Source organism: Maribacter arcticus, from assembly GCF_900167935.1.
In the GTDB taxonomy this organism is placed as follows: domain Bacteria; phylum Bacteroidota; class Bacteroidia; order Flavobacteriales; family Flavobacteriaceae; genus Maribacter; species Maribacter arcticus.
This window is the reverse complement of record NZ_FUYL01000004.1, coordinates 160,551-187,035: the sequence shown is the minus strand read 5'-3', so window position 1 is coordinate 187,035 and position 26,485 is coordinate 160,551. Positions and strand designations below refer to the sequence as shown.

24 protein-coding genes are annotated in these 26,485 nt (G+C 33.8%); 17 read left to right on the top strand and 7 right to left on the bottom strand.

What is annotated here, in order from left to right:
* Positions 1-276: 276 nt before the first annotated feature.
* Positions 277-1,107 (bottom strand): SAM hydrolase/SAM-dependent halogenase family protein, encoded by an 831-nt coding sequence (locus B5X55_RS07940; RefSeq protein WP_079512084.1) that lies wholly within the window; start codon positions 1,105-1,107, stop codon positions 277-279.
* A 130-nt stretch (positions 1,108-1,237) separates the two neighbouring features.
* Between B5X55_RS07940 and B5X55_RS07935 the strand changes: the two genes are divergently transcribed.
* Positions 1,238-2,191, top strand: a complete 954-nt coding sequence (locus B5X55_RS07935) for a PhoH family protein (protein WP_079512083.1) — start codon at positions 1,238-1,240, stop codon at positions 2,189-2,191.
* An 8-nt stretch (positions 2,192-2,199) separates the two neighbouring features.
* Positions 2,200-3,156, top strand: a complete 957-nt coding sequence (locus B5X55_RS07930) for a phosphoribosylaminoimidazolesuccinocarboxamide synthase (protein WP_079512082.1) — start codon at positions 2,200-2,202, stop codon at positions 3,154-3,156.
* 2 nt (positions 3,157-3,158) lie between these two features.
* On the opposite strand, the gene B5X55_RS07925 is transcribed toward B5X55_RS07930, so the two are convergent.
* The 3 genes from B5X55_RS07925 to B5X55_RS07915 form a co-directional block, all read right to left on the bottom strand.
* Complete coding sequence (locus B5X55_RS07925) at positions 3,159-3,815, bottom strand: 3'-5' exonuclease (protein ID WP_079512081.1); 657 nt, start codon at positions 3,813-3,815, stop codon at positions 3,159-3,161.
* Complete coding sequence (locus tag B5X55_RS07920; RefSeq protein WP_079512080.1) at positions 3,815-5,734, bottom strand: DUF294 nucleotidyltransferase-like domain-containing protein; 1,920 nt, start codon at positions 5,732-5,734, stop codon at positions 3,815-3,817. The genes B5X55_RS07925 and B5X55_RS07920 overlap by 1 nt, the downstream gene beginning before the upstream one ends.
* Positions 5,735-5,823: 89 nt before the next feature.
* Positions 5,824-7,248 carry an L-serine ammonia-lyase gene (locus B5X55_RS07915; RefSeq protein ID WP_079512257.1) on the bottom strand — a complete coding sequence of 475 codons (1,425 nt, stop codon included), beginning with the start codon at positions 7,246-7,248 and terminating at the stop codon, positions 5,824-5,826.
* 189 nt (positions 7,249-7,437) lie between these two features.
* Here B5X55_RS07915 and dnaK point away from each other — a divergent pair, with 189 nt between their 5' ends.
* Positions 7,438-9,339, top strand: coding sequence for a molecular chaperone DnaK (gene dnaK, locus B5X55_RS07910; RefSeq protein WP_079512079.1), 1,902 nt, complete (start codon positions 7,438-7,440; stop codon positions 9,337-9,339).
* Between the two features lie 102 nt (positions 9,340-9,441).
* Entirely contained in the window at positions 9,442-10,368 is a 927-nt protein-coding gene (locus B5X55_RS07905; RefSeq protein WP_079512078.1) for a hypothetical protein, read from the top strand.
* A gap of 9 nt (positions 10,369-10,377) precedes the next feature.
* On the opposite strand, the gene B5X55_RS07900 is transcribed toward B5X55_RS07905, so the two are convergent.
* Together B5X55_RS07900 and B5X55_RS07895 are read right to left on the bottom strand one after the other, a co-directional pair.
* A complete protein-coding gene (locus B5X55_RS07900; RefSeq protein WP_079512077.1) occupies positions 10,378-10,935 on the bottom strand; it encodes a GNAT family N-acetyltransferase in 558 nt (185 codons plus the stop codon).
* Positions 10,932-11,573, bottom strand: a complete 642-nt coding sequence (locus B5X55_RS07895) for an alpha/beta hydrolase (protein WP_079512076.1) — start codon at positions 11,571-11,573, stop codon at positions 10,932-10,934. The genes B5X55_RS07900 and B5X55_RS07895 overlap by 4 nt, the downstream gene beginning before the upstream one ends.
* 66 nt (positions 11,574-11,639) lie before the next feature.
* On the opposite strand from B5X55_RS07895, the gene B5X55_RS07890 reads away from it, so the two are divergent.
* The 9 genes from B5X55_RS07890 to B5X55_RS07850 all read left to right on the top strand — a co-directional run bounded on the left by B5X55_RS07890 (position 11,640) and on the right by B5X55_RS07850 (position 21,145).
* Positions 11,640-12,062, top strand: coding sequence for a PaaI family thioesterase (locus B5X55_RS07890; protein ID WP_079512075.1), 423 nt, complete (start codon positions 11,640-11,642; stop codon positions 12,060-12,062).
* A gap of 1 nt (position 12,063) precedes the next feature.
* On the top strand, positions 12,064-13,176 hold the full coding sequence (locus B5X55_RS07885) for a chorismate-binding protein (protein ID WP_079512074.1): 1,113 nt from the start codon (positions 12,064-12,066) through the stop codon (positions 13,174-13,176).
* 49 nt (positions 13,177-13,225) lie between these two features.
* Positions 13,226-14,977 (top strand): 2-succinyl-5-enolpyruvyl-6-hydroxy-3-cyclohexene-1-carboxylic-acid synthase, encoded by a 1,752-nt coding sequence (menD, locus tag B5X55_RS07880; RefSeq protein ID WP_079512073.1) that lies wholly within the window; start codon positions 13,226-13,228, stop codon positions 14,975-14,977.
* Positions 14,978-15,011: 34 nt separating this feature from the next.
* Positions 15,012-15,356: a DUF2853 family protein gene (locus B5X55_RS07875; RefSeq protein WP_079512256.1), complete on the top strand. Its 345-nt coding sequence runs from the start codon at positions 15,012-15,014 to the stop codon at positions 15,354-15,356.
* A gap of 92 nt (positions 15,357-15,448) precedes the next feature.
* A complete protein-coding gene (locus B5X55_RS07870; protein ID WP_079512072.1) occupies positions 15,449-16,285 on the top strand; it encodes a CvfB family protein in 837 nt (278 codons plus the stop codon).
* A gap of 170 nt (positions 16,286-16,455) precedes the next feature.
* Complete coding sequence (locus B5X55_RS07865) at positions 16,456-17,064, top strand: SPOR domain-containing protein (RefSeq protein ID WP_079512071.1); 609 nt, start codon at positions 16,456-16,458, stop codon at positions 17,062-17,064.
* Positions 17,064-17,972 carry a 1,4-dihydroxy-2-naphthoate octaprenyltransferase gene (gene menA / locus B5X55_RS07860; protein ID WP_079512070.1) on the top strand — a complete coding sequence of 303 codons (909 nt, stop codon included), beginning with the start codon at positions 17,064-17,066 and terminating at the stop codon, positions 17,970-17,972. The genes B5X55_RS07865 and menA overlap by 1 nt, the downstream gene beginning before the upstream one ends.
* Positions 17,973-18,005: 33 nt before the next feature.
* Positions 18,006-18,767, top strand: coding sequence for a LytR/AlgR family response regulator transcription factor (locus B5X55_RS07855; protein ID WP_079512069.1), 762 nt, complete (start codon positions 18,006-18,008; stop codon positions 18,765-18,767).
* Between the two features lie 407 nt (positions 18,768-19,174).
* A complete protein-coding gene (locus B5X55_RS07850) occupies positions 19,175-21,145 on the top strand; it encodes a tetratricopeptide repeat-containing sensor histidine kinase (RefSeq protein WP_079512068.1) in 1,971 nt (656 codons plus the stop codon).
* 1 nt (position 21,146) lies between these two features.
* Here the strand turns inward: B5X55_RS07850 and B5X55_RS07845 are convergent, their stop codons facing one another.
* The gene (locus B5X55_RS07845; protein WP_200811600.1) at positions 21,147-21,950 is read right to left on the bottom strand and encodes an SDR family oxidoreductase; all 804 of its coding nucleotides are present in this window, start codon (positions 21,948-21,950) and stop codon (positions 21,147-21,149) included.
* A 36-nt stretch (positions 21,951-21,986) separates the two neighbouring features.
* Here B5X55_RS07845 and B5X55_RS07840 point away from each other — a divergent pair, with 36 nt between their 5' ends.
* Genes B5X55_RS07840 through B5X55_RS07825 form a run of 4 tightly spaced genes read left to right on the top strand, consistent with a single transcriptional unit; the run spans position 21,987 to position 26,453 of the window.
* Entirely contained in the window at positions 21,987-23,039 is a 1,053-nt protein-coding gene (locus B5X55_RS07840) for an o-succinylbenzoate synthase (protein WP_079512067.1), read from the top strand.
* A complete protein-coding gene (locus B5X55_RS07835; protein WP_079512066.1) occupies positions 23,030-23,989 on the top strand; it encodes a CPBP family intramembrane glutamic endopeptidase in 960 nt (319 codons plus the stop codon). The genes B5X55_RS07840 and B5X55_RS07835 overlap by 10 nt, the downstream gene beginning before the upstream one ends.
* The gene (locus B5X55_RS07830) at positions 23,982-25,067 is read left to right on the top strand and encodes an AMP-binding protein (protein ID WP_079512065.1); all 1,086 of its coding nucleotides are present in this window, start codon (positions 23,982-23,984) and stop codon (positions 25,065-25,067) included. Before B5X55_RS07835 ends, B5X55_RS07830 begins: the two co-directional genes overlap by 8 nt.
* Before the next feature lie 39 nt (positions 25,068-25,106).
* A complete protein-coding gene (locus B5X55_RS07825) occupies positions 25,107-26,453 on the top strand; it encodes a M24 family metallopeptidase (protein ID WP_079512064.1) in 1,347 nt (448 codons plus the stop codon).
* The last annotated feature ends 32 nt before the right edge of the window (positions 26,454-26,485 follow it).

Sequence of the window (26,485 nt, the reverse complement as noted above, 5' to 3'; positions counted from 1 at the left end):
CTTTAGTTTTTATTGATATTATTCCTAAATTAATTTAGAACAATAGGTTTAAACTCCTTACTGATGGCAGTTTTAGATACCAACAAAGATATTTTAATTGGTCTTTTTAAGGAAACAAACTTATTAACACTTTATGTGGCATTAGGTTGAACTGCATCACTTGATATTGCTAGATAAAGCTTGTTAATACAAGATTTGTAAAATAGTTATTAACTATTAAGCTAGTGGAACATCAGATTAAATAGACTCAAATACATTTTAACTCTACCTTTAATTTTATTCAAAATCTACCATTATAGTGTCTCTATAATCAAGGCCTAAGAGGGTAGAAGCGCCACCAACGGTTGTAAGATTGCTTTTGTAAATGGCTAATTCAATATATTCAGAAGAATTAAAAATTGCTAGTAAATCACCGGCACTCTTTCTTTGGTTTTTATCAATACTATAATCAATGAAATCATTGTAAGCTTTGTGTATCTGATTGATTTTATGATTTCTTACCAAAAGCTTATAATTCCTACCATTACGGTAAGCATCGAAAAGATTTTTGCGAATATTGGTAATTACGTTACCATAGTTGTCAATGTAAATAACACTTCCAATAATTTTCTTTCCATCCTCCACAATTCTTGGAGAGAATTCCCTAAGGTCGTTTAATTCTGTAAAAGGTTTACCTACAATTTCGAGAGTACCGCCACGGGCAATATGGCAAGCTACTTGAATGAAAACGTTTAAAACAGGGAAAGAATTCGCAATTGAATCTGGTAAATTAATTTCTACGACTTTTTCTGGAGTCATTTCAGATGTGATAAGCCCAATGACACCTGTATTAGCACTAATGAAATAATGACCATTAACTAAGGCTACAACATGTTTGTTGTCTGGAGTTTCTTCAGAGTCGACACCAACAATATGTATTGTGCCTTTTGGAAAGCTATTATAAGAATTTGAAAGGATATATGCACATTCTTGAATGTTAAATGGCATAATGTCATGTGAAATATCAACAATTTTAGCATCGGGTAGTTCACTATAAATTGAGCCTTTCAATACAGCTACGAAGTGATCTTTAAGTCCAAAATCTGTGGTTAGGGTGATAATTGCCATACAGCAATGTTGATATGTTTTTGGTTAGTCAAACTTAAAATTTGCTTAAATTTGATATACAAAATTAAACAAAAAATCAGCGACTAGAAACTAATCTTCGCTATCTATAAATCTTATTAAAACTGACTGTTTGAGCGAAATTATTCTAGAACTTACCGAAATAAGCCCAAGAGAGTTTTTTGGGCAGCAAAATGAGCACATAGATTTATTGAAAAAGTATTTTCCGAAACTTAAGATTGTTGCTCGTGGCAATAAAATTAAAGCTTTCGGTGATGAAGAGCTTTTAGAAGAATTTGAAAAACGTTTTGATATGCTCACCCTGCATTTTGTTAAATACAATAAGTTGGATGAAAATAGTATTGAAAGAATTTTAACTAGTTCTGAGGATACTGAAATCAAATCTTCTAAGAATAGTGGTGAAACTTTGGTTCATGGTGTAAGTGGGCGTTTAATTAAAGCGCAAACTGCCAATCAAAGAAGATTGGTCGACGCCTCAAAAAAGAATGATATGGTTTTTGCAATTGGACCAGCAGGAACAGGTAAAACATATACTGGCGTTGCCATTGCTGTAAAAGCTTTAAAAGAAAAACAGGTAAAAAAAATAATTTTAACTAGACCTGCTGTTGAAGCTGGTGAGAATTTAGGGTTTTTGCCTGGAGATTTAAAAGAAAAGCTAGATCCATATATGCAACCATTGTATGATGCACTTAGAGATATGATACCCGCAGAGAAATTGGTGCATTATATTGAAAACGGAACCATACAGATTGCCCCAATGGCTTTTATGCGCGGTAGAACATTAGATAATGCGTTTGTTATTTTAGATGAAGCACAGAATACCACCCATGCACAAATGAAAATGTTTCTTACCCGTATGGGTAGAAATGCCAAATTCTTAATTACAGGCGATCCAGGCCAAATAGATTTGCCAAGAAGAACAATTTCTGGACTTAAAGAGGCGCTTTTGATTTTACAGAATGTAGAGGGAATCGAGGTAATTTATTTAGATGATAAAGATGTAATTCGTCATAAGCTAGTTAAAGAAGTTATTGAAGCCTATAAAACTATTGAACACCACAATTAAAATAATACATGTCAAATAATACTATTTACGAAACCAATTTCCATTTTCCAGGTCAAAAGAATGTTTACCTAGGTAAGGTAAGAGCCGTTTACACTCTCAAGAACGACATGTTAGTGATGGTCGCAACTGATAGGTTGTCTGCATTTGATGTGGTAATGCCGAAAGGTATTCCATACAAAGGTCAGATTTTGAATCAAATAGCGACTCAAATGATGGCTTCTACGGCAGATATTGTTCCTAATTGGTTAACTGCTACACCTGATCCAAATGTTGCCATAGGTATTGCATGTGAACCGTTTAAAATTGAAATGGTAATACGTGGTTATTTATCTGGTCATGCTGCTAGAGAATACAAAGCTGGTAAAAGAAAACTTTGTGGGGTTGATATGCCTGAAGGGATGAAGGAGAATGATAAATTTCCAACACCAATTATTACCCCGGCTACAAAAGCTGAAATGGGTGATCATGATGAGGATATTTCAAAAGAGGATATTCTAAGTAAAGGTATAGTCTCATCAGCTGATTATGCATTACTTGAAAAGTATACTTATGCTCTTTTTCAAAGAGGTACTGAAATAGCTGCAGAAAGAGGATTGATACTGGTGGATACTAAATATGAATTTGGAAAAACCAAAGAGGGTGAAATAGTTTTAATAGATGAAATTCATACGCCAGATTCTTCAAGATATTTTTATTCAGAAGGATATCAAAGCAGGCAAGATAATGATGAGCCTCAGAAACAACTTTCTAAAGAATTTGTACGGCAATGGTTGATTGCCAATAATTTTCAAGGTTTAGAAGGCCAAACTGTTCCTGAAATGACCGATGAATATATTGAGACAGTATCTGAACGTTATATTGAACTATATGAGCATATAACCGGAGAACCATTTGTGAAGGCTGATACAACTCATATTCACGACCGTATTAATAGAAATGTTCTTAATTATCTAGAAAAACTTTAGGTCTAACTCATTAACATTTTAAGCGAGAAATTTTTCTTTTCCCTTAAGCGAGAAACTATTTTTAAAAAGGCGACTGCAGTAATGTACGCATCGCCTAGAGCGGTATGTCTATCCTTTTTCGAGATTGCAAATTTTTCAGCTAGCTCGTCAAGGGTATAGTTCGTTTTTGGCTGAACTAAATACGATTTTATTAAGGTTTTTCTATAAATGACACCTGTGTCTATAACTGTATTTTTTAGTTTAGGTAATCCATTACGTAGTAAGGCACTATTTAACATACCTAAATCAAACCCTGCATGATGTGCTACTATTATTGAATTTTCAACATAATCTAAGAACTTTTCTAATGCTGAAATTTCACTTATACAAACCCGTTGGCCATGCTTTAAAAGTCCGTGTACATGAACACTGTCTTTATTAAACTTTTCTTGTTCTAAATAGATTTCAAAAACCTCTTGTACAGAAACTGTTTCTTTTTTTATTTTTAAAGCTCCAATTGATAATATGCGATCTTCATCAAAACTGAAACCGGTTGTTTCTGTGTCTAAAACAACGAAGGTTAATTCATCAAAATTTTTTGAAGCCGGTTTCTTAAATTGACTTTCGTAAATCTTCCAAAATTCTGGTAAATTGGTATTTGATTTTTTGAATAGTCCCATTATCCCAAAATATTAGTAACCTTAAACCGTAACGTAATCAATTCTTGAATTTCTTTAATTACCTTGAATGTGCGTTTTAATTTCATTTTTTCTTGCTTGGTCAATTGCTCTAATTCAATAAACCTACCAGAATCGTGGTGTAACAAGCCTTGTCGTGTTCTAAATTTTAAAAGGGCTTTTGTCGCGTAGGAGCAAGCTAAATAAAGCTCGTTGTTATTGGGTTCTAATTCAGCCAATTTTTCATAGCGCTCCCAAGTATTACTAATGCCTTTTACTGAATGTGATAAAATTAGAACTCTTGCAGCATCAATTAAGGGTCTCAGCGCCCTGCTCTTAAGGTCGAAAAAGTCTTTATGTTGACCGTCTTGTTCCACTACAAATTGTCTAAAAAAACCTGTTGGTGAAGGACTTTGTAATGCTCCATTGGCTAAATGGACTAAAAATATAGGGTATTTTTCGACGGTTCTAAATATATGCTCCGACATATTATCTAACAAGCTACGTTCGCCAAATGCTAAACTATAGTCAAAAAAAATAGATGACATCAGTACTTCATTCGGACCAGGATTACCAATCCAATACGATAATTTATTTTTCCACTCCTGTATACTTAAACACCACTTAGGGTTAGAGGCCATCATATCTGCAGGGCAGTATTCATAGCCTATCGTATTTAAACCCTTGGTGATTTTTTTAGATAGATTTAGAAAGTACGTGGTCGTTTTCGGTAAATCTTCATCAGGTACATCTTCAAAAACTAATGCATTATCTTGATCGGTATGCAATAATTGTTCACTTCTGCCTTGGCTACCTAACGCAAGCCAGGCAAATTTAACTGGCGGCGGACTCTTCATTTTTGCTAATGAAATTTCAACAACTTGTTTATTACATGTGTCATTAAGTTCAGAGATTATTTTAGCAATTAAACCTAAGGGAATATTTTGTTCTAAATAGCCATTTAAAAGTACTATAACACTTTTTCTCAGCTGCTTTATTTGTTTTATTTTTTGAGTTCGCTTTATCGCTTTGACCAATACAGCAGGGTTGTCACCTAAGGAGACCATTACATCATGCTTTGATAAAATTCCTATTGGTTTTGTATTGGTGGTACCGTCTTCTGTGATGACCAAGTGGCTAATGCTACTTTTCATCATTGCCATCTGTGCCTGTGTTATTGTTAGTTTTCTAGGGTAAGTAATTACTGGTGAAGACATAATTGATTTTACGGTAGCGGTTATAGGCTGTTTGCCAGATATAACTTTGTTGCGTAAATCTTTATCGGTTATTATACCAATTGCCAGTCCTTTGCTGACAACCAATACAGAACCAATATGCTTTTGGGTCATTAATTCGGCTGCCTTCTGTATTGTTGTTCTTGGGGAACAGGAAATTAGCTTTTTGGAATAACTTGCCAATTGTAAATCTGGAATTTTTATTTCTTTTTTGGTTTCTTTTTTATCTTCAATGCCATATAGCTGGCCTTTTTGATTTTTTGAATACGGGTTTCTTGTATTCGAAGCAAAACTTTCCATTAGAAAAACAGAAACTTCTTCGTTTTGCTTAGCCATAGGCCTAAAAACATCAATAGGTATTCCGTAAAGAATACTTTCTTCGTGAGCTCTAGCTTCTAACTTGTAGTTCTCGTTTGCAATAAGGGGTCTAAGTCCGAATACATCACCTTCGTCGCAGTAGTCTATAATAGTATTGGTGGTAGGATTGTTCAGTGTAACAGCGCCTTTATGAACTAAGTAAAAATGTGAATGCTGATTTTCATCAACCGCGAAAATGATACTATTCTTTTCTTTATAAACAATGACAACCTGTTCTGCTAATAGATATAGAGACTTGGTATCAAGAACATTAAATGGGGGAAAATTTTTTATAAAATCAGCAACTCTTTCTGAAATAAGATTTTTCATAAATTAAAGTTAGCAGAATTATTTTTCTAAAACAGCGAAAAAAAATCTAACCATTTAAATAAAGGTTTGGTTTAAGTACGAAATTATTTTTAGCAATCACTAAGGAATACCCCTACTGCTAAACCACCTTCTGATGTTTCTTTATATTTCGAGCTCATATCTTTTGCAGTTTCCCACATGGTCTGTACAACCTTATCTAATGGGACTTTTGCAGCAGAAGGGTCTGACCCTAAGGCAAGTTCAGCTGCGTTAATCGCTTTTATCGCACCCATTGAGTTTCGTTCAATACAAGGTATTTGAACCAGACCACCTATTGGATCACAAGTAAGACCTAAATGATGTTCCATAGCTATTTCTGCCGCCATTAACACTTGTTCAGGGCTGCCTCCTAATAACTCAGTAAGAGCACCTGCGGCCATTGCCGAAGAAACTCCGATTTCTGCTTGGCAACCACCCATTGCGGCAGATATAGTTGCTCCTTTTTTAAAAATGCTCCCTATTTCTCCTGCAACTAAAAGAAACTGTTTAACATGTTCATAATTACCTGCGTGGTTTTCAATAATCATATAATACATTAATACGGAAGGTATTACGCCAGCACTACCATTTGTAGGTGCCGTAACTACACGACCAAGAGAAGCATTGACCTCATTTACGCTAAGTGCGAAGCAACTAACCCATTGTAATATCTGTCTAAATTTCACTTCAGTTTGGCGTAGCGTTTGTAACCATTCTTCTGGGTTAGCGTATGGTAAGTCACTTTTAAGATTTTTATGCATCTCAAAGGCTCTTCGTTTAACATGTAATCCGCCGGGTAAAATTCCTTCTGTATGACAACCAATATACATACACTCTAACATGGTATCCCAAATTCGATGCAATTGGTGGTCAATTTCTTCATCGTTGCGCAACGAACGCTCGTTTTCTAGAACAATTTCTGAAATTTTTAAACCTTCATTTTTGCAAAATTTAAGTAGTTCTGTACCTTTTTGAACCGGAAATGGGAATTTGTTGAACATGTCAACCTTCAGTTTGGCATTTTTTCTTTCTTCACTAATAACAAAGCCACCGCCAATTGAATAATATGTTTTAGATATTATCTTTCCCGAGGTTAGTGTTGCCATAAATTTTAATCCATTAGCATGAAGGGGTAGAAACTTTTTGTTGAATATTATATGTTGTTTTGGGTCGAATGGAATTTTTTGAATGCCGTTAAGTAGTAATATATTTTCCTTTTTAATACCTTCTATTAAAAGGTGAATGTCTTCAATAGGTATTGTCTCGGGATCTTTGCCAAGTAAACCTAGCATTACAGCATAGTCAGTGGCATGGCCCTTTCCTGTTAGTGACAGCGAGCCGTATAGGTGAACTTCGACTTCTATAACTTTTTCAATATTACCTCTTGAATCAAGACGGGCCAACCATCGTTCGGCTGCACGCCAAGGCCCAAGGGTATGGGAGCTAGAAGGGCCTACACCAATTTTTAGCATGTCAAAAACACTTATACTTTCTATTTCCAAACCGTGATTATTTTATTAGCTAAGGTACAATGTTTCATAAACCTTTTGGGCATACTAAAATGGCATAATTATTATAAAAAAAAATCGGAATAATGACATCATGTCAGTTTTTCTTGCTTGGCATATTGTTTGACCTTTAGTAAACAATTGTAAAATAAAGCACTTAATTTAAAAAATATAATAATGAGTAAGATTATAGGAATAGATTTGGGTACTACCAACTCCTGTGTTTCCGTAATGGAAGGAAATGAAGCAGTAGTAATACCGAATGCAGAAGGAAAAAGAACAACACCGTCTGTTATCGCTTTTGTTGAAGGTGGTGAAATTAAGGTTGGTGATCCAGCTAAAAGACAGGCAGTAACCAACCCTAACAAGACCATTTATTCTATTAAAAGGTTTATGGGTAACAAATTTTCAGAGTCTAGTAAAGAAGCTGGAAGAGTACCTTACAAAGTAGTAAAAGGTGATAATGACACACCAAGAGTTGATATAGACGGACGTTTATATTCACCGCAAGAATTATCTGCTATGATTCTTCAAAAAATGAAGAAAACAGCAGAAGACTATTTAGGTCAAGAAGTTACTCGTGCAGTAATTACTGTACCTGCTTACTTTAATGATGCGCAAAGACAAGCTACGAAAGAAGCTGGTGAAATTGCAGGTTTAACTGTAGAGCGTATTATCAACGAACCAACAGCTGCATCTTTGGCTTACGGTATGGATAAAAAAGATATCGACCAGAAAATAGTCGTTTTTGACTTTGGTGGTGGTACACATGATGTTTCTATATTAGAATTGGGTGATGGAGTTTTTGAAGTATTAGCTACAGATGGTGATACTCACTTAGGTGGTGATGATGTAGATCAAAAAATTATTGATTGGTTAGCTGAGGAGTTCAAGTCTGAAGAAGATATGGACCTTAGAAAAGACTCTATGGCTTTGCAACGTTTACGTGAAGCAGCTGAAAAAGCTAAGATAGAGTTGTCTTCTTCTGCACAGACAGAGATTAATTTACCTTATGTTACAGCTACTGCTTCAGGACCAAAGCACTTAGTTAGAACTTTGACAAGATCAAAATTCGAGCAGTTGATTGCTGACTTGGTAAAAAGAACAATTGAGCCTTGTGAGACTGCTATGAAAGCAGCAGGACTTTCTAAGAGCGATATCGATGAGATTATCTTAGTTGGTGGTTCTACTAGAATACCAGCTGTACAAGAAGCTGTTGAAAAATTCTTCGGTAAAAAGCCTTCTAAAGGTGTAAACCCAGATGAGGTTGTTGCAATCGGTGCAGCTATTCAAGGAGGTGTTTTAACAGGTGATGTAAAAGATGTATTGTTGTTAGATGTTACTCCACTTTCTTTAGGTATAGAAACTATGGGTAGTGTAATGACTAAATTGATTGAGTCTAACACAACAATACCAACTAAAAAGTCTCAGGTATTCTCGACTGCAGCTGATAATCAACCTTCTGTTGAGATTCATGTATTGCAAGGAGAGAGACCAATGGCAAATGATAACAAGACTATCGGTAGATTCCATTTAGATGGTATTCCACCATCGAAAAGAGGAACACCTCAAATCGAAGTTACTTTTGATATCGATGCAAATGGTATAATTAAAGTATCTGCAACAGATAAGGCTACAAATAAAACTCAGGATATTCGTATTGAAGCTTCTTCAGGTTTAACAGAAGAAGAAATCAAGAAGATGAAGGCAGAAGCAGAAGCTAATGCAGAGTCTGATAAAAAGGCCAAAGAAACTGCAGACAAGTTGAATGAAGCAGATGGAATGATTTTCCAAACTGAATCTCAATTATCTGAATTTGGAGATAAATTATCTGATGATAAGAAAAAACCAATTGAAGATGCTTTGACAGAGTTGAAAGCTGCTTATGAAACTAAAGATTTAGGAGTAATTACACCAGCTTTAGATAAAATCAACGAAGCTTGGAAAGTAGCATCTGAAGAAATGTACAAAGCACAGGCTGATGCACAAGGTGGTGGTGCTCCTCAAGGAGAGCCAACTAGCGATGCTGGTTCAGAAGGTGATAACGTTGAAGACGTAGATTTCGAAGAAGTGAAGTAATATAACGTTAAGTTATTATAGAAAAGGGACGGTATTAGCCGTCCCTTTTTACTTTTATACTATATTTTTTTGTGCCTATTATTAATAAAGTAATTTTGTAGTATGATTAAAAAATACCTCCAAACACTTTTTCTTGTTTTAATTGCTTCTGGATCTAATGCACAAGGGCAAGAGATTCAAATTTTCACACTTGCAGATTTTGATTTAAAAGAGAATGTGAAATTTTGTTTGGTAAGTACCGATTATGGTAAAGAAGAATACGATTTCAATAAAAAAGGGTTTTTAACTAAAGCTGTTACTAGATATAATGACACCGATTACGATGTTGTTTATTACAAATATAAAGCTGGTGAATTAGCTGAAAAGCGTTCAGAGTCTTACCGCAATAATGAGTTTGACCCTAGTACGTCAATTGCTCATTTCTATCAAATAGATTCTACCGATAACATTAAAATACAAGAACGTATTTTTTCGTACGACAAAGAATTTTTAGACGAATATGTTTATGAATATGATGAATCTGGAGATTTATCTAGTATTAGAAGAACGAACAATGACGGTACAGACGTAACCCAAGTAGAACATAAAAAGTTTAAAGGAGAATATACGGTAACGTATTTACTAAATGATGTTCCATTAAAAACTGTACGTACTTCAACCCAGAAACCTAAAAATAGACCTGAACAAAAAATTGTCTTAACTAAAGAGTTTATAAAGGGAGAGGCTGATTATGCATTTGAGGAAGTTTTTAGTGTTGATGGTCATTTAATGGCGCAGCAAGAATTTGAGTATAATATAACTGCCAAAAAGTTTGAACCAACAGTTAGAACAACATACACTTATGATGAAAATGGTATGTTGATTACGGAAATTGCGAAATCTGGAGTAGAAACTGTTAAAAAGGAGTATATCTACCAATACGATAAAGCCGATAAAGGTAATTGGATAAAGCAAATCGTAACTCCTGATAATACGTACACTACAAGAAAAATTACGTATTACGCTCCTGAGCTTAAGGTAGAAGAATAAATAGTTGTTTTACGATTTACGCTCAATCCATTCTTCGCGAAGTAGTCCATAACAACAGGTATTTCTCTTAAACCCATCGAGTAGGTATACATCTTTTCTTAAAATGCCTTCTAAGGTGCATCCTAATTTTTCGACAGCTTTTCTTGATTTAATGTTTCGTTCGTCTATACGAAACTCCACTTTTTCAAAATCCATTTTTATAAAGGCATGGTCTATCATTAAAGACTTCATTTGGTCATTTAACCCACTACCATGAAATTCTCTACCAAGCCACGTAGAACCTATATGTAGAACTTTGTTTTTGAAATTTATGTTCATATACCTGGTACTACCGGCATATGCTTTTTTTTGTTTATCATAGATTATAAATGGAATACTGGTTCCATTATGTAATTGTTTTATGGCTGTTTCTACGTAATCTTTTAATGAAACACGAGTAGAAATATTTGAAGGTGAATATTGAACTAAGTTATTTTGTGAAGCAATTGAAATTAGTTCTTCAAAATTATCAAGTGTTAGGGGCTGTAATAGCACTCTATCATTTTCTAAAATAAATGACTCATTCATTTTACTAAGTTATTAATGATTTCTTTTTTGACTTCATGGCCGCCATTAAAATTTATGTAGCGAACATTTTCACCAAATAATTTTACTAATTTATTCTTTTCTTCAGTAAGTCTTTCTGGAGTTAAATATTCATCACTGTTGCCTAATATTGATATGATTTCGGTGTTATTTAAATATTCGAAATCGTTCTTTGTAAGTTCAGTAGGTATTCCACCAGCATACAGCACTAATTTGTTGCACTGTAATTTTGAGTGTGTCAAGTACCGCATAGCAATTGAAACTCCTTGAGAAAATCCGAACATAATAAATTCGCAACTCTTTGGAATATCTTCATTGGCCAAAACAGCATCCAAATAATTGAATAGATTAGTTTTTTCTTGCTCGGTATTTTCCTTTGTCAACCAACTGGCACCTACATGTTTATATTCTCCATTTAAATAATATTTTGAGGGGGCTTGTGGGGCTATGATGTAATTCTCATTTTCAGGTAGTTCGTTAAAATATTTCAGAAAAAACCGGCTTAAAAAACCAATTCCGTGAAAAACAATCCAAATTCTTTTAGTGTCTTTAGTTAAACTATTTAATGTTTCATAAGTGTTAGACGATTTATAGGTAATATTTTTTATCTGATTATTCATAATAAGATGCAATTCTTTTGAGCTTTTCAGTTGGTAATGTAATGCTTAATTTTACAAAAAAAAGGAATGAACGACCACAAAGAAAAAATTCTGAAAATTTGTAATGATACATCTAAGAATACCTTAATGGAAACCTTAGAAATTGAATACATAGATGTAGGTGAAGATTTTTTGTTGGCTAGAATGCCCGTTACACCAAAAGTGCACCAACCAGATGGTATTCTTCATGGCGGCGCAACAGTAGCATTGGCTGAAAGTGTAGGTAGTGCTGCTTCATATATATTTTTAGATGGTAACAAATACTTTGTTAGAGGCATAGAAATTTCAGCAAACCATGTAAAAAGTGTAAAGGAAGGCTTTGTTTATGCAAGGGCAATAATTTTGCATAAGGGAAGAACAACTCAGTTATGGGAAATTAAGATTACTAACGAAGCTGATCAGCTGATTTCGCTTTGTAAATTAACTACAATCGCTTTACCTAGAAGCTAGTATGGTTCAAGAACTTTTTGATAGAGCTTCTGCTAATTTAAATAATGAATTGCCTTTTGTTCTATATAGAAAACCAAATGAGGCGGTATTAAATGGAGTTTTTCAAAAGGATAATCAAATATATTCGGTGGTTGATTTCTCAGAAACCGGATTTGTTTTTGCTCCATTCGATTTAGGTTCTCAACCTATATTATTGAAAACTGATGAGATTATTAAAGCCCCTATAGAGCATATGGGTATCTCGTTAGCGATTGTCGATGAAATTTCTTTATTGAATGAATCAGAGAAGGCAGATTATCTTATATTAATAACTAAAGCCTTAAAAGTCATTAATGAAGGTGAGTTGGATAAGGTTGTTTTATCTAGGGAAATTGTAATTAATGATGAGGTTTCACCAATAAACCTGTTTCAAAACGTTTTAGATATTTACCCACAGGCATTTTGTTATATTTGGCACCACCCAAAAGTGGGTACTTGGATAGGGGCAACACCTGAAATATTGTTAAAAAGTAGAGGAACACAGTTTACTACAATGTCCTTAGCGGGTACGCAAAGTTCGAATGAATTTTCAAAACCAAAATGGTCTGAGAAAGAATTGAATGAACAACAGGTAGTTACCGATTACATTCTTGATGCCTTAAAAAACGAGGTGGTTTCACTAAAAGTTTCTGAAGTGACATCTATTGAAGCTGGTCAACTTTGGCATTTACGGACAGAAATTAATGGTGTATTTGCGCCTAATAAATTTGGTGATGTATTAAGAGCATTGCACCCAACACCGGCAGTATGTGGAACTCCCATTATTAATGCTAAAAAATTCATTGACGAAAATGAAAATTATGAACGATCTTTTTATACTGGTTTCTTAGGGGAGTTGAACTTTAGTACTGAGCTGGCTAGAAATAAGAATAGGCGTAATCAAGAAAATAGTGCTTATAGGAGTGTAGTTAAAAATTCTGAACTTTTCGTGAATTTAAGGTGTATGCAAATAAGAAAAGACACCATTAGTATTTATGTTGGTGGAGGTATTACTAGTGATTCAAGACCTGAAAGCGAATGGAATGAAACTGTTTTGAAAAGTAATACTATGTTTCGTGTTTTGAATCATAAATAGCGTTAAGACATTTGGGTAGTAAGCTGCTTAGGTCGTATTTTTGAAGTACATGAATTACTCTCTCATACCTACTGCACAAACTATCGTTCAGCATTGCCAGGCCAATGATATTTCTAATATTGTTATTTCACCAGGTTCTAGAAATGCACCGTTAACTATTGGCTTTACAGAGAATCCTTTTTTTACTTGTTTTAGTATTGTGGATGAGCGTTGTGCAGCTTTTTTTGCATTAGGTATGGCGCAGCAATTACAGAAACCAGTAGCAGTTATCTGCACATCAGGTAGTGCCCTTCTAAATTATTATCCTGCAGTTGCAGAGGCTTATTATAGTAATATTCCATTGGTTGTTATTTCTGCAGATAGACCAATTTATAAGGTTGGAATAGGGGATGGGCAAACAATCAATCAGAAAAACGTATTTGAAAATCAAATAGGGTATTCGGCAAACCTTAGACAAGATGTGAGCCATGCTACTGATACGATTCGTCATTACAAGCCAGAATGGATTAAGGATGAAAATATAGATAAAATTCAAAATGAAGTTCAAGCATTAAACGATGCTGAATTAAATACAGCTTTTACTATAGCCTTTACTTCGCAGAGTCCGGTTCATATAAATGCACCTTTTGAAGAACCACTATATAATACAACAACCGAGACTAAGGTAAAAGCCAAAATAGGGTTAATTTTTAATAAAGAAACGAATCAAACCTCATTACAAAGTGAGAAGGATATTTGGAATACATCAAAACGTAAAATAGTTTTAGTTGGGGTGAACAAACCAAACAGTGTTGATGAAAAAGTACTGCTAAGTTTAGCCAATGACCCCAGTGTATTGGTTTTAACCGAAACTACTTCGAACCTAAATCAACCTAGTTTCTTCAATAGCATAGATTCAATTATAGCACCTATTGAAATGAACAGTGATAAGGATGCCTTTTTTGAAAATTTAAGACCAGAGGTACTCGTGACCTTCGGAGGGCTTATTGTCTCTAAAAAGATAAAAGCTTTTCTAAGAACTTTTTCTCCTGAACATCATTGGCATATTGGTGGAGTGAAAGCAAATGACACTTTTTTTTGTTTAGATAAACATATAAAGGTGCCAGTAAATAGATTTTTTCAAGAAATGTACTCAGATGCTAAAATTGTAAAAAGCGACTATTTCAATTATTGGGGTCAAGTAAAAAAAGAATATGTGTTTAAAAGGTCATCTTACCTTAATAAAATACCCTTTTCAGATTTCTCAGTATTTAGTCAACTAATGCAATCGATACCTAATAATTATCTTTTGCAACTTGCTAATAGTTCTACGATAAGATATACTCAATTGTTCGACATGAACCCAACGTTGAGAGTGTATTGCAATAGAGGAACTAGTGGAATAGACGGTAGTACTTCAACTGCTATAGGCGCTTCAGTCGTTAGTGAAACTCCTACTTTGTTCATTACAGGGGATCTTAGTTTTTTCTATGATAGTAATGCCTTGTGGAACAATTCGATAAAGAATAATTTTAGAATTATTGTAATAAATAATAAAGGGGGTGGCATATTTAGAATTCTACCTGGCAAAGAAAATACCGATGTTTTTGAAACCTATTTTGAGACACGTCATAATTTAAACGCCGAACACCTTTGCAAAATGTTTGGTTTTGAATATAGAAAGGCAGATTCAACTGAGGTTCTTGAGGAAGCATTGAGTGACTTTTACAGAATATCGAGTCGTCCCAGATTACTGGAAATTACTACGCCTGCATTAATAAACGATAAAATTTTGATTGATTATTTTCGTTTCATATCTTAGAGGAGTATTAACCATTAATTATAACACATTTAAGATGAGTAAAAGAGACGATTTAATTGAAAAGTATGCTGCAGACATCAAAGATAAATTTGGTGAAAGTGCAGATATGGATTTGCTTAAAAAAGTAACTGTTGGTTTAGGGCCATCAATTTACAATATAGATGCATCTAAAGTTTCTGGTAGTGATCAGAAAGAATTAGATACTGTTAAGAATAACTACCTAATTAAGAAATTAGGTCTTAAAGATGATTCTAAATTAGATGAAGCAATAAAAACTGTAATGGACAAGTATGGTTCATCTAATAGAAATAAGCATAGAGCTGTTATCTATTATAAGCTTTGTCAACATTTCAAGAAAGCATCTGTTTATAATAAATAAACATTTTCGAACTAATATAGAAGACCGTTGCCAATTTGGTAACGGTCTTTTTTTTACCCTCATTTTCTAAATATTAAATGTAATTTTGTAGCATGATAGAATTAGGACGTATAAACAATCTAGAAATTTTAAGAGATACCAGTGTTGGGCTATTTTTGGGAGACGACGAAGGCAATGACGTGTTGTTACCTAATAAATATGTGCCAGCCAATTATGAAATAGGAGAAAGTATAAAGGTGTTTTGTTATTTGGATTATGATGAGCGACCTGTAGCAACTACTTTAGAGCCAGACATCATGTTAGGGGAGTTTAGATTATTACAGGTAGCCGAAGTAAATGAATTTGGTGCCTTTATGCAATGGGGCCTTGAAAAACACCTGTTGGTTCCTTTCAGAGAACAACGGGATAAAATGAAAGAAGGCCAATGGTATGTAATACATTGTTATTTAGACGAGCGTTCTGGTAGATTGGTTGGTTCAAACAAGTTAGATAGATTTTTAAGTAACGATAGTGTTGATCTTAAAGAATGGGAACAAGTCGATTTAGTTGTCACTCGACAAACCGATTTGGGTTGGGAAGTTATTGTGAATGAAAGACATAAAGGCCTTGTATATTTTAATGAGGTTTTTAAGCCAATAAATATTGGTGATGTGATACCTGGTTGTGTTAAAACAATAAGAAAAGATAATAAACTTGATATTTCTCTTCAGCCATTAGGATCAAAAGTATTGGAGCCAGCTGCCAAAAAGATTTATGAAGTACTAAAGGAAAATGGCGGATTTTTAGGGTTACATGATAAATCTGCACCTGAAGAAATTAGAGATGTTTTTCAAATGAGTAAAAAAACATTCAAGAAAGGATTAGGGACTTTATACAAGGAGAGAAAAATAAAAATTGAACCAGACGGAATTACTATACTAGAGGAATAAGGTGGTAATGTCAGAAAATTCTTAAAATATTGATTTGCAGAATTATATGTCAAATTAAGGTGTGTATTTTTGGTGCCCTAATCAATTAATTTTATTTTTGTGTCAAATGAAAAGTTATTATCATTTTTTAACTTACATTTAGATTTTAAGCATCATAATTACATTTAAGTATGCCTTTTATAGAAGAGAGTGATTTATTAGAATTACATAAAGATGTAGATAAAGCTCAGATTATTAATGAGCGTCTTCTGGATCAGATAAAATATAAAAACAAGGAATTAAAAAAAAGTAAGATTCAGCGAAACATATTTGCTGGGATAACAACTCTTTTTTTAATAGGTGGTTTAGCTTTTACATCCTTTACAGCAGGTTTGTCCAGTTCAGGAGGATTCAATAGAAAGGCATCAAATGATTTAGTCTTGACTTCTATAGATAGTGTAGATGCTATAAGAACGCGATTAGAAAGCTTAAAAGAACAAAATGAAGAACTTAGTCTAGTAAAAGAGTTTTACTTAGCTAAAGAGTTCTTGCAGAAAGAGAAGATATATTCCGTACAGGTAAAATCATTCGTAGACAATAATGTAACCTTGGCTTCTGAAGCTCTTACGAACACACTCTTTGTAAAAACAAATCCATTCTACTCGTATTCTCTAGGCAATTTTGAAACCTTGCAAGAAGCTCAATCTTTTAGAAAACAATTAGTAGATATCGGTTTTGGTGATGCTTTCGTAGCATCTTATCAAGATGGTAAAAGAATTCAAATAGAAGATCCTTATTAGTGACGAAAGTTAATGCATGGTTAAATGCAGCAAGACTTAGAACTCTTCCCTTATCTATTTCAGGTATACTTGTAGGCACAGCAATAGCAGCCTTTCACGGGGTAACAAACCCTTTCGTTTTTATATTGGCGCTATGTACTACCATAGGGCTTCAAATCACTTCTAATTTCGCCAATGATTATGGTGATGGTGTAAAAGGAACGGATAATGATGAAAGAGTAGGTCCAAAAAGAGCTCTGCAAAGCGGAATTCTAACAGCAGCAGAACTAAAGCGAGGAATCTATATTAGCATAGGTATTAATATAGTTCTAATAGTTTTATTAATAGTAACCTCATTTGGCTTAAAACAAATTATATATACCACATTATTTTTAATTTTAGGAGCCTTCGCTATTTGGGCGGCCATCAAATATACCGTAGGTAAATCGGCTTATGGGTATAATGGTTTGGGTGATATCTTTGTCTTTGTTTTTTTCGGATTAGTTAGTGTTCTTGGAACAATGTTTTTATATCTCAAAGCAATATATATTATCGATTTTCTTCCAGCTATAGCAATTGGTTTGTTAAGTGTTGGTGTTCTTAATTTAAATAATATGCGAGATATTAAATCAGATAAATCGGTATATAAAAATACTTTGGTCGTTAAATTAGGCCTACAAAAAGCTAGGATGTATCACTACACCTTGCTGTCAATTTCATTTCTGTGCTTGTTTTGTTACTTGTTTACAACAAATGGATCACTAATTCGTTATGTAAGTCTTATTGGGTTTGTGCCAGTTTTTATCCATATGCGTAAAGTGGCAGTGACGAACAATGAGGCAGAACTTGATCCTGAGCTCAAAAAATTGGCCTTAAGTACCTTTTTTACTGCGCTTTTGTTTTTTATTAGTTATTATTATTTTTTGTAATTTTGAATGTAACCTTCTAAACCATTTCAGATCTTGGAACAACCAATTAAAATTCTTATTGTAGAGGACAACGTGATTATCGCTGATGACATGCAGTCTATGTTAGAGGAAATAGGATATGAAATTGTTGATAATGTTATTGTCTATGAACAAGCAGTTGAAGTACTAAAAACACAACAAGTTGACTTAGTTCTTATAGATATTATTTTAGCGTCAGATAAGACAGGAATAGATTTAGGGAAGCACATAAGAGAGAATTATGATATTCCTTTCATATTTGTTACTTCTAACTCGGATCGTGCAACTGTAGAGAATGCAAAAACAGTAAAGCCAAACGGTTATTTGGTTAAGCCATTTGAACAACAAGATTTATACACATCTATTGAAATTGCACTTTCAAATTTCATTTACAGTAAGCAAAATGTTGCTAAAGGTATTTCTACCGAGGATACAAATGAAGATGTGCCAATGTCAAATTCAATTTTAAAGGATTCGATATTTGTCAAAAAACAACATTTATATTATAGAATACAATTTGGAGATATTCAATTTATAAAAGCTGATAATGTTTATTTAGAAGTGAATACCATAGACAAGAAGTTTTTGGTTCGTTCACCTTTAAAAGACTACTTAGAAAAATTACCACAGAACAAATTTTATAGAGCTCATAAATCATATATCGTGAATGTAGATCATATCGATGCTATAAATTCAAAAGATATAATGATCAATAACACACTAATACCGATTTCTAAGGATTTTAAAGAGTTTATAATTTCGGCTATGAATTCATAATTCAAAGCTTCAAAAATCAAAAAAACACCTTTTTTTAAGGTGTTTTTTTGATTTAAGGCCAGATTAAAGGTAAATATTCATCGATTAAGTGAGTGGTATTTCCGTTGTAATACAATGTTTTGGTTTTAGAAATGGTTTCACAACAACAATTGGGGTTTACACAACAATTAATGCGAAGCCGTATGGCGAATTTTTAAATTTGTTTTATTAGAGAATTGCACTATTCCACTTGATAAAGCTTGCTGTGAATACGAAATACAGAGTGTTTTCTAATAGTTTGTAAAAAAGTGCGTAGAACACGCTTTTAGAGTTTCAAGGTATTTGATAATCTTACTTATCTAACTCACAACAAAAGTTTAGTAGAATCAGGTATTAGTTCTAAGTTTGATTCTGTTTTTAAATATGATATGAAAAAAATAGTTGTTTTGAGATTCATATGTGTTTTCTTAATATGTACATTTTCGTGCGTTCTTGTTGCACAAGACAGTTTGTCGTCTCAAGATGAAGATTATTATAAACAGTTTCAAGATTTAGAGAACGGAGAACTTCGTTCTTTCTTCTTTTTCAATACTCCTAACCGTTATAATCAAAACTCTCCTTATGATTGGTTAGATACCGTCAAGGTTTATTTAAATAGTTCTGAAAAGACAAAAGATTCTACCTCCATTAGAAATTATCAACTTATTCAGGCTCAAATTTATTATGATTTAGGAAACTACGAAAAGAGTTTGGCGATTTCAAGGTCTGTCTATGATGATATGGATGCCTTGGATAAAGATGTAAAACAGACCATTTTAGAGTTGATGGATGGTAATTACGCGATGCTTCAATTGTATGATAAGCAAATAGAAATTAGAAGAGTTAAACGCGAATTAGGTTTTAATGAAAATGTAGCTTACTATGATATTTATGCAAGTCTAGGTCAATATAGAAAGGCCATGCGTGACTATATGACCGAAGAAAAAAAAGAATTAAAGGATGATGATTATTATGGTCACGCCATATATAACAATACTATTGGTGATTATTTAAGACTTGATAAATCGACACCAACTGCACTAAGTTATTTTAAAAAGGCTGAAGGTTTAATAAAGGTGTTTTTAAGTGATGTTACTAATCAGAGAACGGATAAGGAGATAGCAGATGGTAGAGTTTTAAATGGAATAATCATAGGTAATATTGGTAAATGTCATGTTCAGTTAAATGAATATGAAAAGGCTATTCCTTTTCTAGAAGAAAGTAGAGATATTATTAAAAAGTATAATAAGAGTAAGTTTTCATCAGATTTGATTGAAAACACTTTAGCGCTAGCAGAGTGTTATTTAAAATTGGATAATTATGAAAAGGCTACCGATTATTTGAGTAATGATTTAAACCCGATAAAGACTGATAACATTCTAAAACGTAATAGAATTTATGCAGATTACTATTATAAAACGGGTGATTTCAAAAACTCAACTGCGTATTTAAAGAAGAACATTAAAATAAGAGATTCTATAGATGCTCAGGCATCGAACATTAAAAATCAACAATTGACTTCTGTTGTTACGCAAGATTTGGAGGATTCCAGAAAAATGATGGAGCGTCAAAAAGCGCAATTGGAAGAATCTAGAAAAGATATCAAGGCTCGCGATGATAAAATTAGTTTGGTTTTTATATCCTTGATATTTACATTAATGGGCTTCGCCGGCTTGGTGTATGCTTATTTAAAGAGTATAAAAAACCAGAGACTTATTGCAGAACAAAAATTTATTATCGAAAATGCATTAGTTGAAAAAGATTCTTTATTAAAGGAAATTCATCATAGGGTAAAGAATAATTTGCAAATGGTTTCTAGCTTGTTAAGTCTGCAAACAAAAAACACACGTAGCAAAGCTGCAATAGAGGCATTAGAAGAAGGCAAGAGTAGGGTGAAGGCGATGGCTTTAATTCATCAAAAACTGTATCAGAACGACGATTTATCGGTTATTGAGATGCAAAGTTATATAGAAAGCTTAATTAATAGTATACAATCTGTTTATAAAAAAGGCGGGCATAATATAACAATTACAATTGATGCTGAAGGTGTTGAATTAGATATTGATAGAGCGATTCCTTTCGGACTTATATTAAACGAATTGGTTTCTAATTCATTTAAATATGCATTTCCACAAGATGATGGTAATGGTAAAATTTATATTCACTTACGTAAAATAGCAGGCCAAGAAGGATTTTTTGAATATACCGACAATGGTATTGGTTTACCTGAAGATTCAGAAGAACGAGCAAATTCTTCGATGGGAATACGCCTCATGAATAGATTAGCGAATCAATTGCAAACTACGTTGAAAACTGATAAAACGACTGAAGGTGTGCGTTTTTGGTTTAATTTTAAATAGCCTACCTAACGTTACTTTTCAATACAATTTTGTGTAGTAATTTAGGAAAGAACCTTTTTAGGTAAATTCCATATTTTTCTTTTCCGCCAATATAGGTTTCGAACTTTTTCTTTTTAATAGCCGAAATAATTTCCTTAGCACATCGGTTTACTGGCATACCATTTTTGGTGGCATTATCTTCTTTCATTAAAGCACTGCCGTCTCCTGTTAGTGCATTTTTAGCCACATTGGTTTGAATAAATCCTGGGCATATTAATGAGACATCAATATTATCTTTTTCATGCTCCATTCGTAAGGCATCGAAGAAGCCATGAAGTGCGTGTTTTGCTCCACAGTACCCTGAGCGATATGCTGATGAAAATTTACCCATTAAACTAGTGATAGTGACAAAATGTCCGCTTTTTTGCGCTATAAAAAAAGGTAGTAGATGTTTTGTTAGTTTTATAGTACCCAGGTAATTAACATCTATCATCTGTTGATAAACTTCAAACTTAGTGTCGATTATTAAAGAACGTTGACTTAACCCTCCATTATTGATTAAAATATCGATTTTACCGTATAGTGATATGGCTTTTTTTGTAATACTATGTAATGATTCAAAATCAGTTAAATCTAAAGGAAGTACCAGTGCGTTTTCTGAAAATTTGCAGTTGTTTTTAACTTTAATTAAGGCATCTTCACGCCGAGCTGATAGAATTACTTTATCACCTTGTGCATTTAACTGATAAGCTAATGCTTCACCAATACCTGATGATGCTCCCGTAATCCAAATCACTCTATTTTCCATACTTTCTAATCCATTCATATTAAAGTGAAAATATAGCTAAATTTGAACGATTATATGAAAGCAACTTTTAAAAAGTATATACTCAATTTTAAAAACCCTAGTGGAACGTCAAGAGGAATTCTGCGAACCAAAGAAACTTGGTTTCTTATTTTAGAGGATGAAGGAAAGTGGGGAATTGGTGAATGCGGACTTTTTAGAGGACTAAGTTATGATGATGTTCCCGATTATGAAGAGAAGTGTTCATGGGTTGCTGAACACATAGGTCTAGGAGAATATGAATTACTGAAGCAATTAACTGATTTTCCTAGTATTCAATTCGGGGTAGAACAGGCATTTTTATCACTTCGCTCTCAACATCCTTTCGAGCTTTTTGAGTCTTCATTTTTAAAAGAACAACAACCGATTTCAATTAATGGTTTGGTGTGGATGGGTGATCAGGAGTTTATGCACCGTCAAATAGAAGATAAGCTTAAATATGGTTTCTCTTGTATTAAAATGAAAATAGGTGCTATTGATTTTGATACCGAAATTGAACTGCTAAAATCGATTCGTAAACGGTATTCAAAGAATGAAATTGAATTGCGGGTTGATGCTAATGGTGCTTTCTCACCAGAGGAAGCTTTGGGTAAATTAGAACGACTTTCAAAGTTAGATTTACATTCTATTGAACAGCCTATTAAAGCGGGTCAAACGACAGAAATGTATAAGCTATGCCGAAATACACCTTTGCCAATTGCTCTTGATGAGGAACTAATTGGTGTAGTTGATGTAACGAAAAAGAAAGAGTTGCTACAAACTATACAACCACAATATGTTATCTTGAAGCCAAGCTTGGTAGGTGGCTTTGCAGGGAGTAAGCAGTGGATTGATTTGGCGGATACCAACGGAATAGGTTGGTGGGTTACCAGCGCATTAGAAAGCAACATAGGATTGAATGCCATAGCACAATGGACGGCTACCTTAGGTAATAAAATGCCTCAAGGTTTGGGAACTGGTTCGTTGTTTACAAATAATATTGAAAGTCCATTAGAAGTGGCAAAAGGTGGCTTGTTTTATAATAAGTCAAAAAATTGGGAAAATAATTTAATTGAAAGTTTATGTATATAGAACAGGCGTATAAAGGTCTTAGTGATAGTTGGCGATATATTATAGGAATATTTGGTGTATTGATTGTTTGGCAAGTTTTGGCCGCAATACCTTTATTGGCTGCTTTAGCTTTAAATGATGGCGGCATGTCCGCTATGATGAGTGGTGATATAGGAGCAATGTCAGATGTTTTGGGTTCCAATACCTTTTTGTTTTTTATGCTTTTAACCTTTGTAATCGCGCTTATTTCCATATTTGTTTTTGCTAAATTTCTACACAAGCAATCTTTAACCGCGTTAACAACAGCTAGGGTCAAAGTAGATTGGAAACGGGTTTCTTTTTCATTCTTTCTTTGGGCATTGATTTCTGTAATATTTATTTTTCTGGACATCTATTTATCACCAGAAGATTATGAGTTTAATTTTAATCTTGTCCCGTTTTTGACTCTTGCGGTAGTGGCTATTCTAATGATTCCGCTACAAACCAGTATGGAAGAGTATTTTATGAGAGGTTATATGATGCAAGGTTTAGGTGTTATGACTAGAAATAGATGGTTTCCTTTAGTTTTCACTTCATTACTCTTTGGTTTGCTCCACATATTCAATCCGGAAGTCCAGAAACTTGGATATGGCATTTTAATATTTTACATAGGAACAGGATTCTTTTTGGGTATAATAACGTTGATGGATGATGGTTTAGAATTGGCCTTAGGCTTTCATGCAGCCAACAATTTAACAGCAGCATTATTGGTTACTGCAGATTGGACAGCCTTTCAAACAGATTCTTTGTATAGAGATATTTCAGACCCAGTTTTAGGTTGGGATGTACTTGTGCCTGTACTGGTGGTATTCCCAATTCTTTTATATCTATTTTCAAAAAAATATGGTTGGACTAATTGGAAAGAAAAACTAACCGGAAAAGTGCTGAGTGAAGAAGAGTTTTTAGCTACTCAAAAAGAGGAAGTTGTATAATATAAATCTACATCCAAATTTTTCTATTGAAGGTCGAAACTATTCCTTAAACGATTTAACAGAACTTAGTTACAGTTTTATTAAAGAAGGTGAGGAGTTTGAAATACATATAGGGGAATTCATTTTAGATTGGATTGATGATTCGCCAATAATTACGGTACACTCTTCTGGGTCGACAGGTTCTCCGAAAGCGATTACACTTAAAAAAGAGCAGATGATGAATAGCGCACTGGCAACAGGGAGCTATTTTAATATTTCTTCTAGAGATTCTGCATTACTTTGTTTGCCTGCAACATACATAGCAGGTAAGATGATGCTGGTTAGGGCTATGGCGTTAGGTCTTGACCTTTATATAGTTCCGCCAAATTCAACTCCATTGAATGGTATAGATAGAGCATTTGATTTTGGTGCTATGGTGCCTCTTCAGGTTTCGAACTCATTGCCATTTTTACATCAAGTAAAAACTTTAATTATAGGTGGAGCTCCCATTTCCAATACGCTTCGTGATGAGCTGCGTATAATCGAAAATAATAGTTTTGAAACTTATGGTATGACCGAGACTATTACTCATATTGCAGTAAAACCACTTAATCAAATACTTAGTTCAATTGTTGCTACGGATCTAGGTTTCAAAATTTTACCAGATGTTGAAATATCAATAGACAAAAGAGATTGTTTGGTGATAAATGCGCCAAAAATATCTGATGAAACAATAACAACCAATGATGTGATTGAGCTCGTATCTGCAAATGAATTTAGATGGTTGGGTCGGTATGATAATGTTATAAATTCCGGTGGGATAAAAGTACATCCTGAAAACATCGAAAAAATATTATCCAACTTTATAAATGACCCATTTTTTATAGCTGGCATTGATGATGAAGTTTTAGGGCAAAAGGTTGTTCTGGTAATTGAGGGAAATGCTAAAGAGGACTTTTTGAAAATAGTAAATACTATTCATGAGCTTCAAAAGTACGAGAAACCTAAAATGGTTTTGAATTCCATGAAATTTCAGCGTACCGACAGTGGAAAAATACAGCGTTCTAAAACCCTTGAACAAATTTTGAAGGCTTATTAAATTCTATTACTTTCAATCTCCTAAAAAAACTAAAACCACATGAGAAAACTATTCTTTTTAGTATGCCTTCTATTTATTAGCAAAACACATGCGCAGCAAATTCTATCAGAAAAAGAACGTGCTATAGTAATCGATGAAATTTTAGATGACCGTTTCAATAACCTATTGCCAGAATTAATGGATACATCTGGGTTAGATATGTGGGTGGTAATTTCAAGGGAGTATAATGAAGACCCTGTTATTAAGACAATGTTACCTGCTACATGGCTAAATGCGAGAAGACGAACAATTCTTTTGTTTTATAGAAATAAGGAAAAAAACACCATAGAGAAACTTGCCGTTGCTCGTTACAATGTCGGTAAAAATATTGTGTCAGCTTGGGATAAAGAAAAAGAACCGAATCAGTGGACGCGGTTAATGCAATTGATATCTGAAAGAAATCCGAATAAAATTGGACTTAATTTTTCTAAAGATCACAATATTGCTGATGGCTTGGTAAAAACTGATTATGAGGAATTCATGGAGAATCTTCCGAAAAAGTATACCTCAAAAGTAGTATCTGCACAGCAACTTGCTGTTCGATGGATTGAGACTAGATCAGAACGTGAAATGGTTATCTATGACCAACTAGTAGATATTACTCATGATATTATTGCAGAAGCTTTTTCTGAAAAAGTAATTACTCCTGGCGTTACTAGAACATCAGATGTTGTATGGTGGATGCGCCAAAAAGTAACCGATTTAGGGTTAGATACTTGGTTTCACCCCACTGTTGATGTACAGAGAAGTGAAAATGTTAACGCTAGCAAATTCTACTCCTTTGCTGATAAACCAGAAGACATGGTAATTCTGCCTGGTGACTTAGTGCATTGCGATTTCGGAATCACTTATTTACGTCTAAATACAGACTGTCAAGAACTAGCTTATGTTTTAAAACCTGAGGAAACTTCAGCACCTGATTTTTTGGTTAACGGACTTAAAGACGGTAACAGCGTGCAAGATTTTTTAACGTCCAATATGATAAAGGGCAAGAGCGGAAATGATATTTTGGCAAAGTCCTTAACTGAGGCTAAAGCTGCGGGTTTTAAACCATCAATTTATACGCATCCATTAGGTATGTATGGGCATTCTGCGGGTACGACCATTGGCATGTGGGATTCTCAAGGTGGCGTTATGCGTGACGATGGTGAGAAGTATACTTTAAACCCGAATACGGTTTATGCTATTGAATTGAATACCACTGTCAATGTACCTGAATGGAATAGAGATATTCGTATTATGCTCGAAGAGGCTGGTTTTTATGGAGAAAATGGCTTTAGATATGTAAATGGGCGTCAAACTGAACTATTGTTAATACCAAGGGTTAAAGGGCATCAGGGGAATTAAGTAAAAGGAATCCTTTTAAGTCGAAGTTCTAT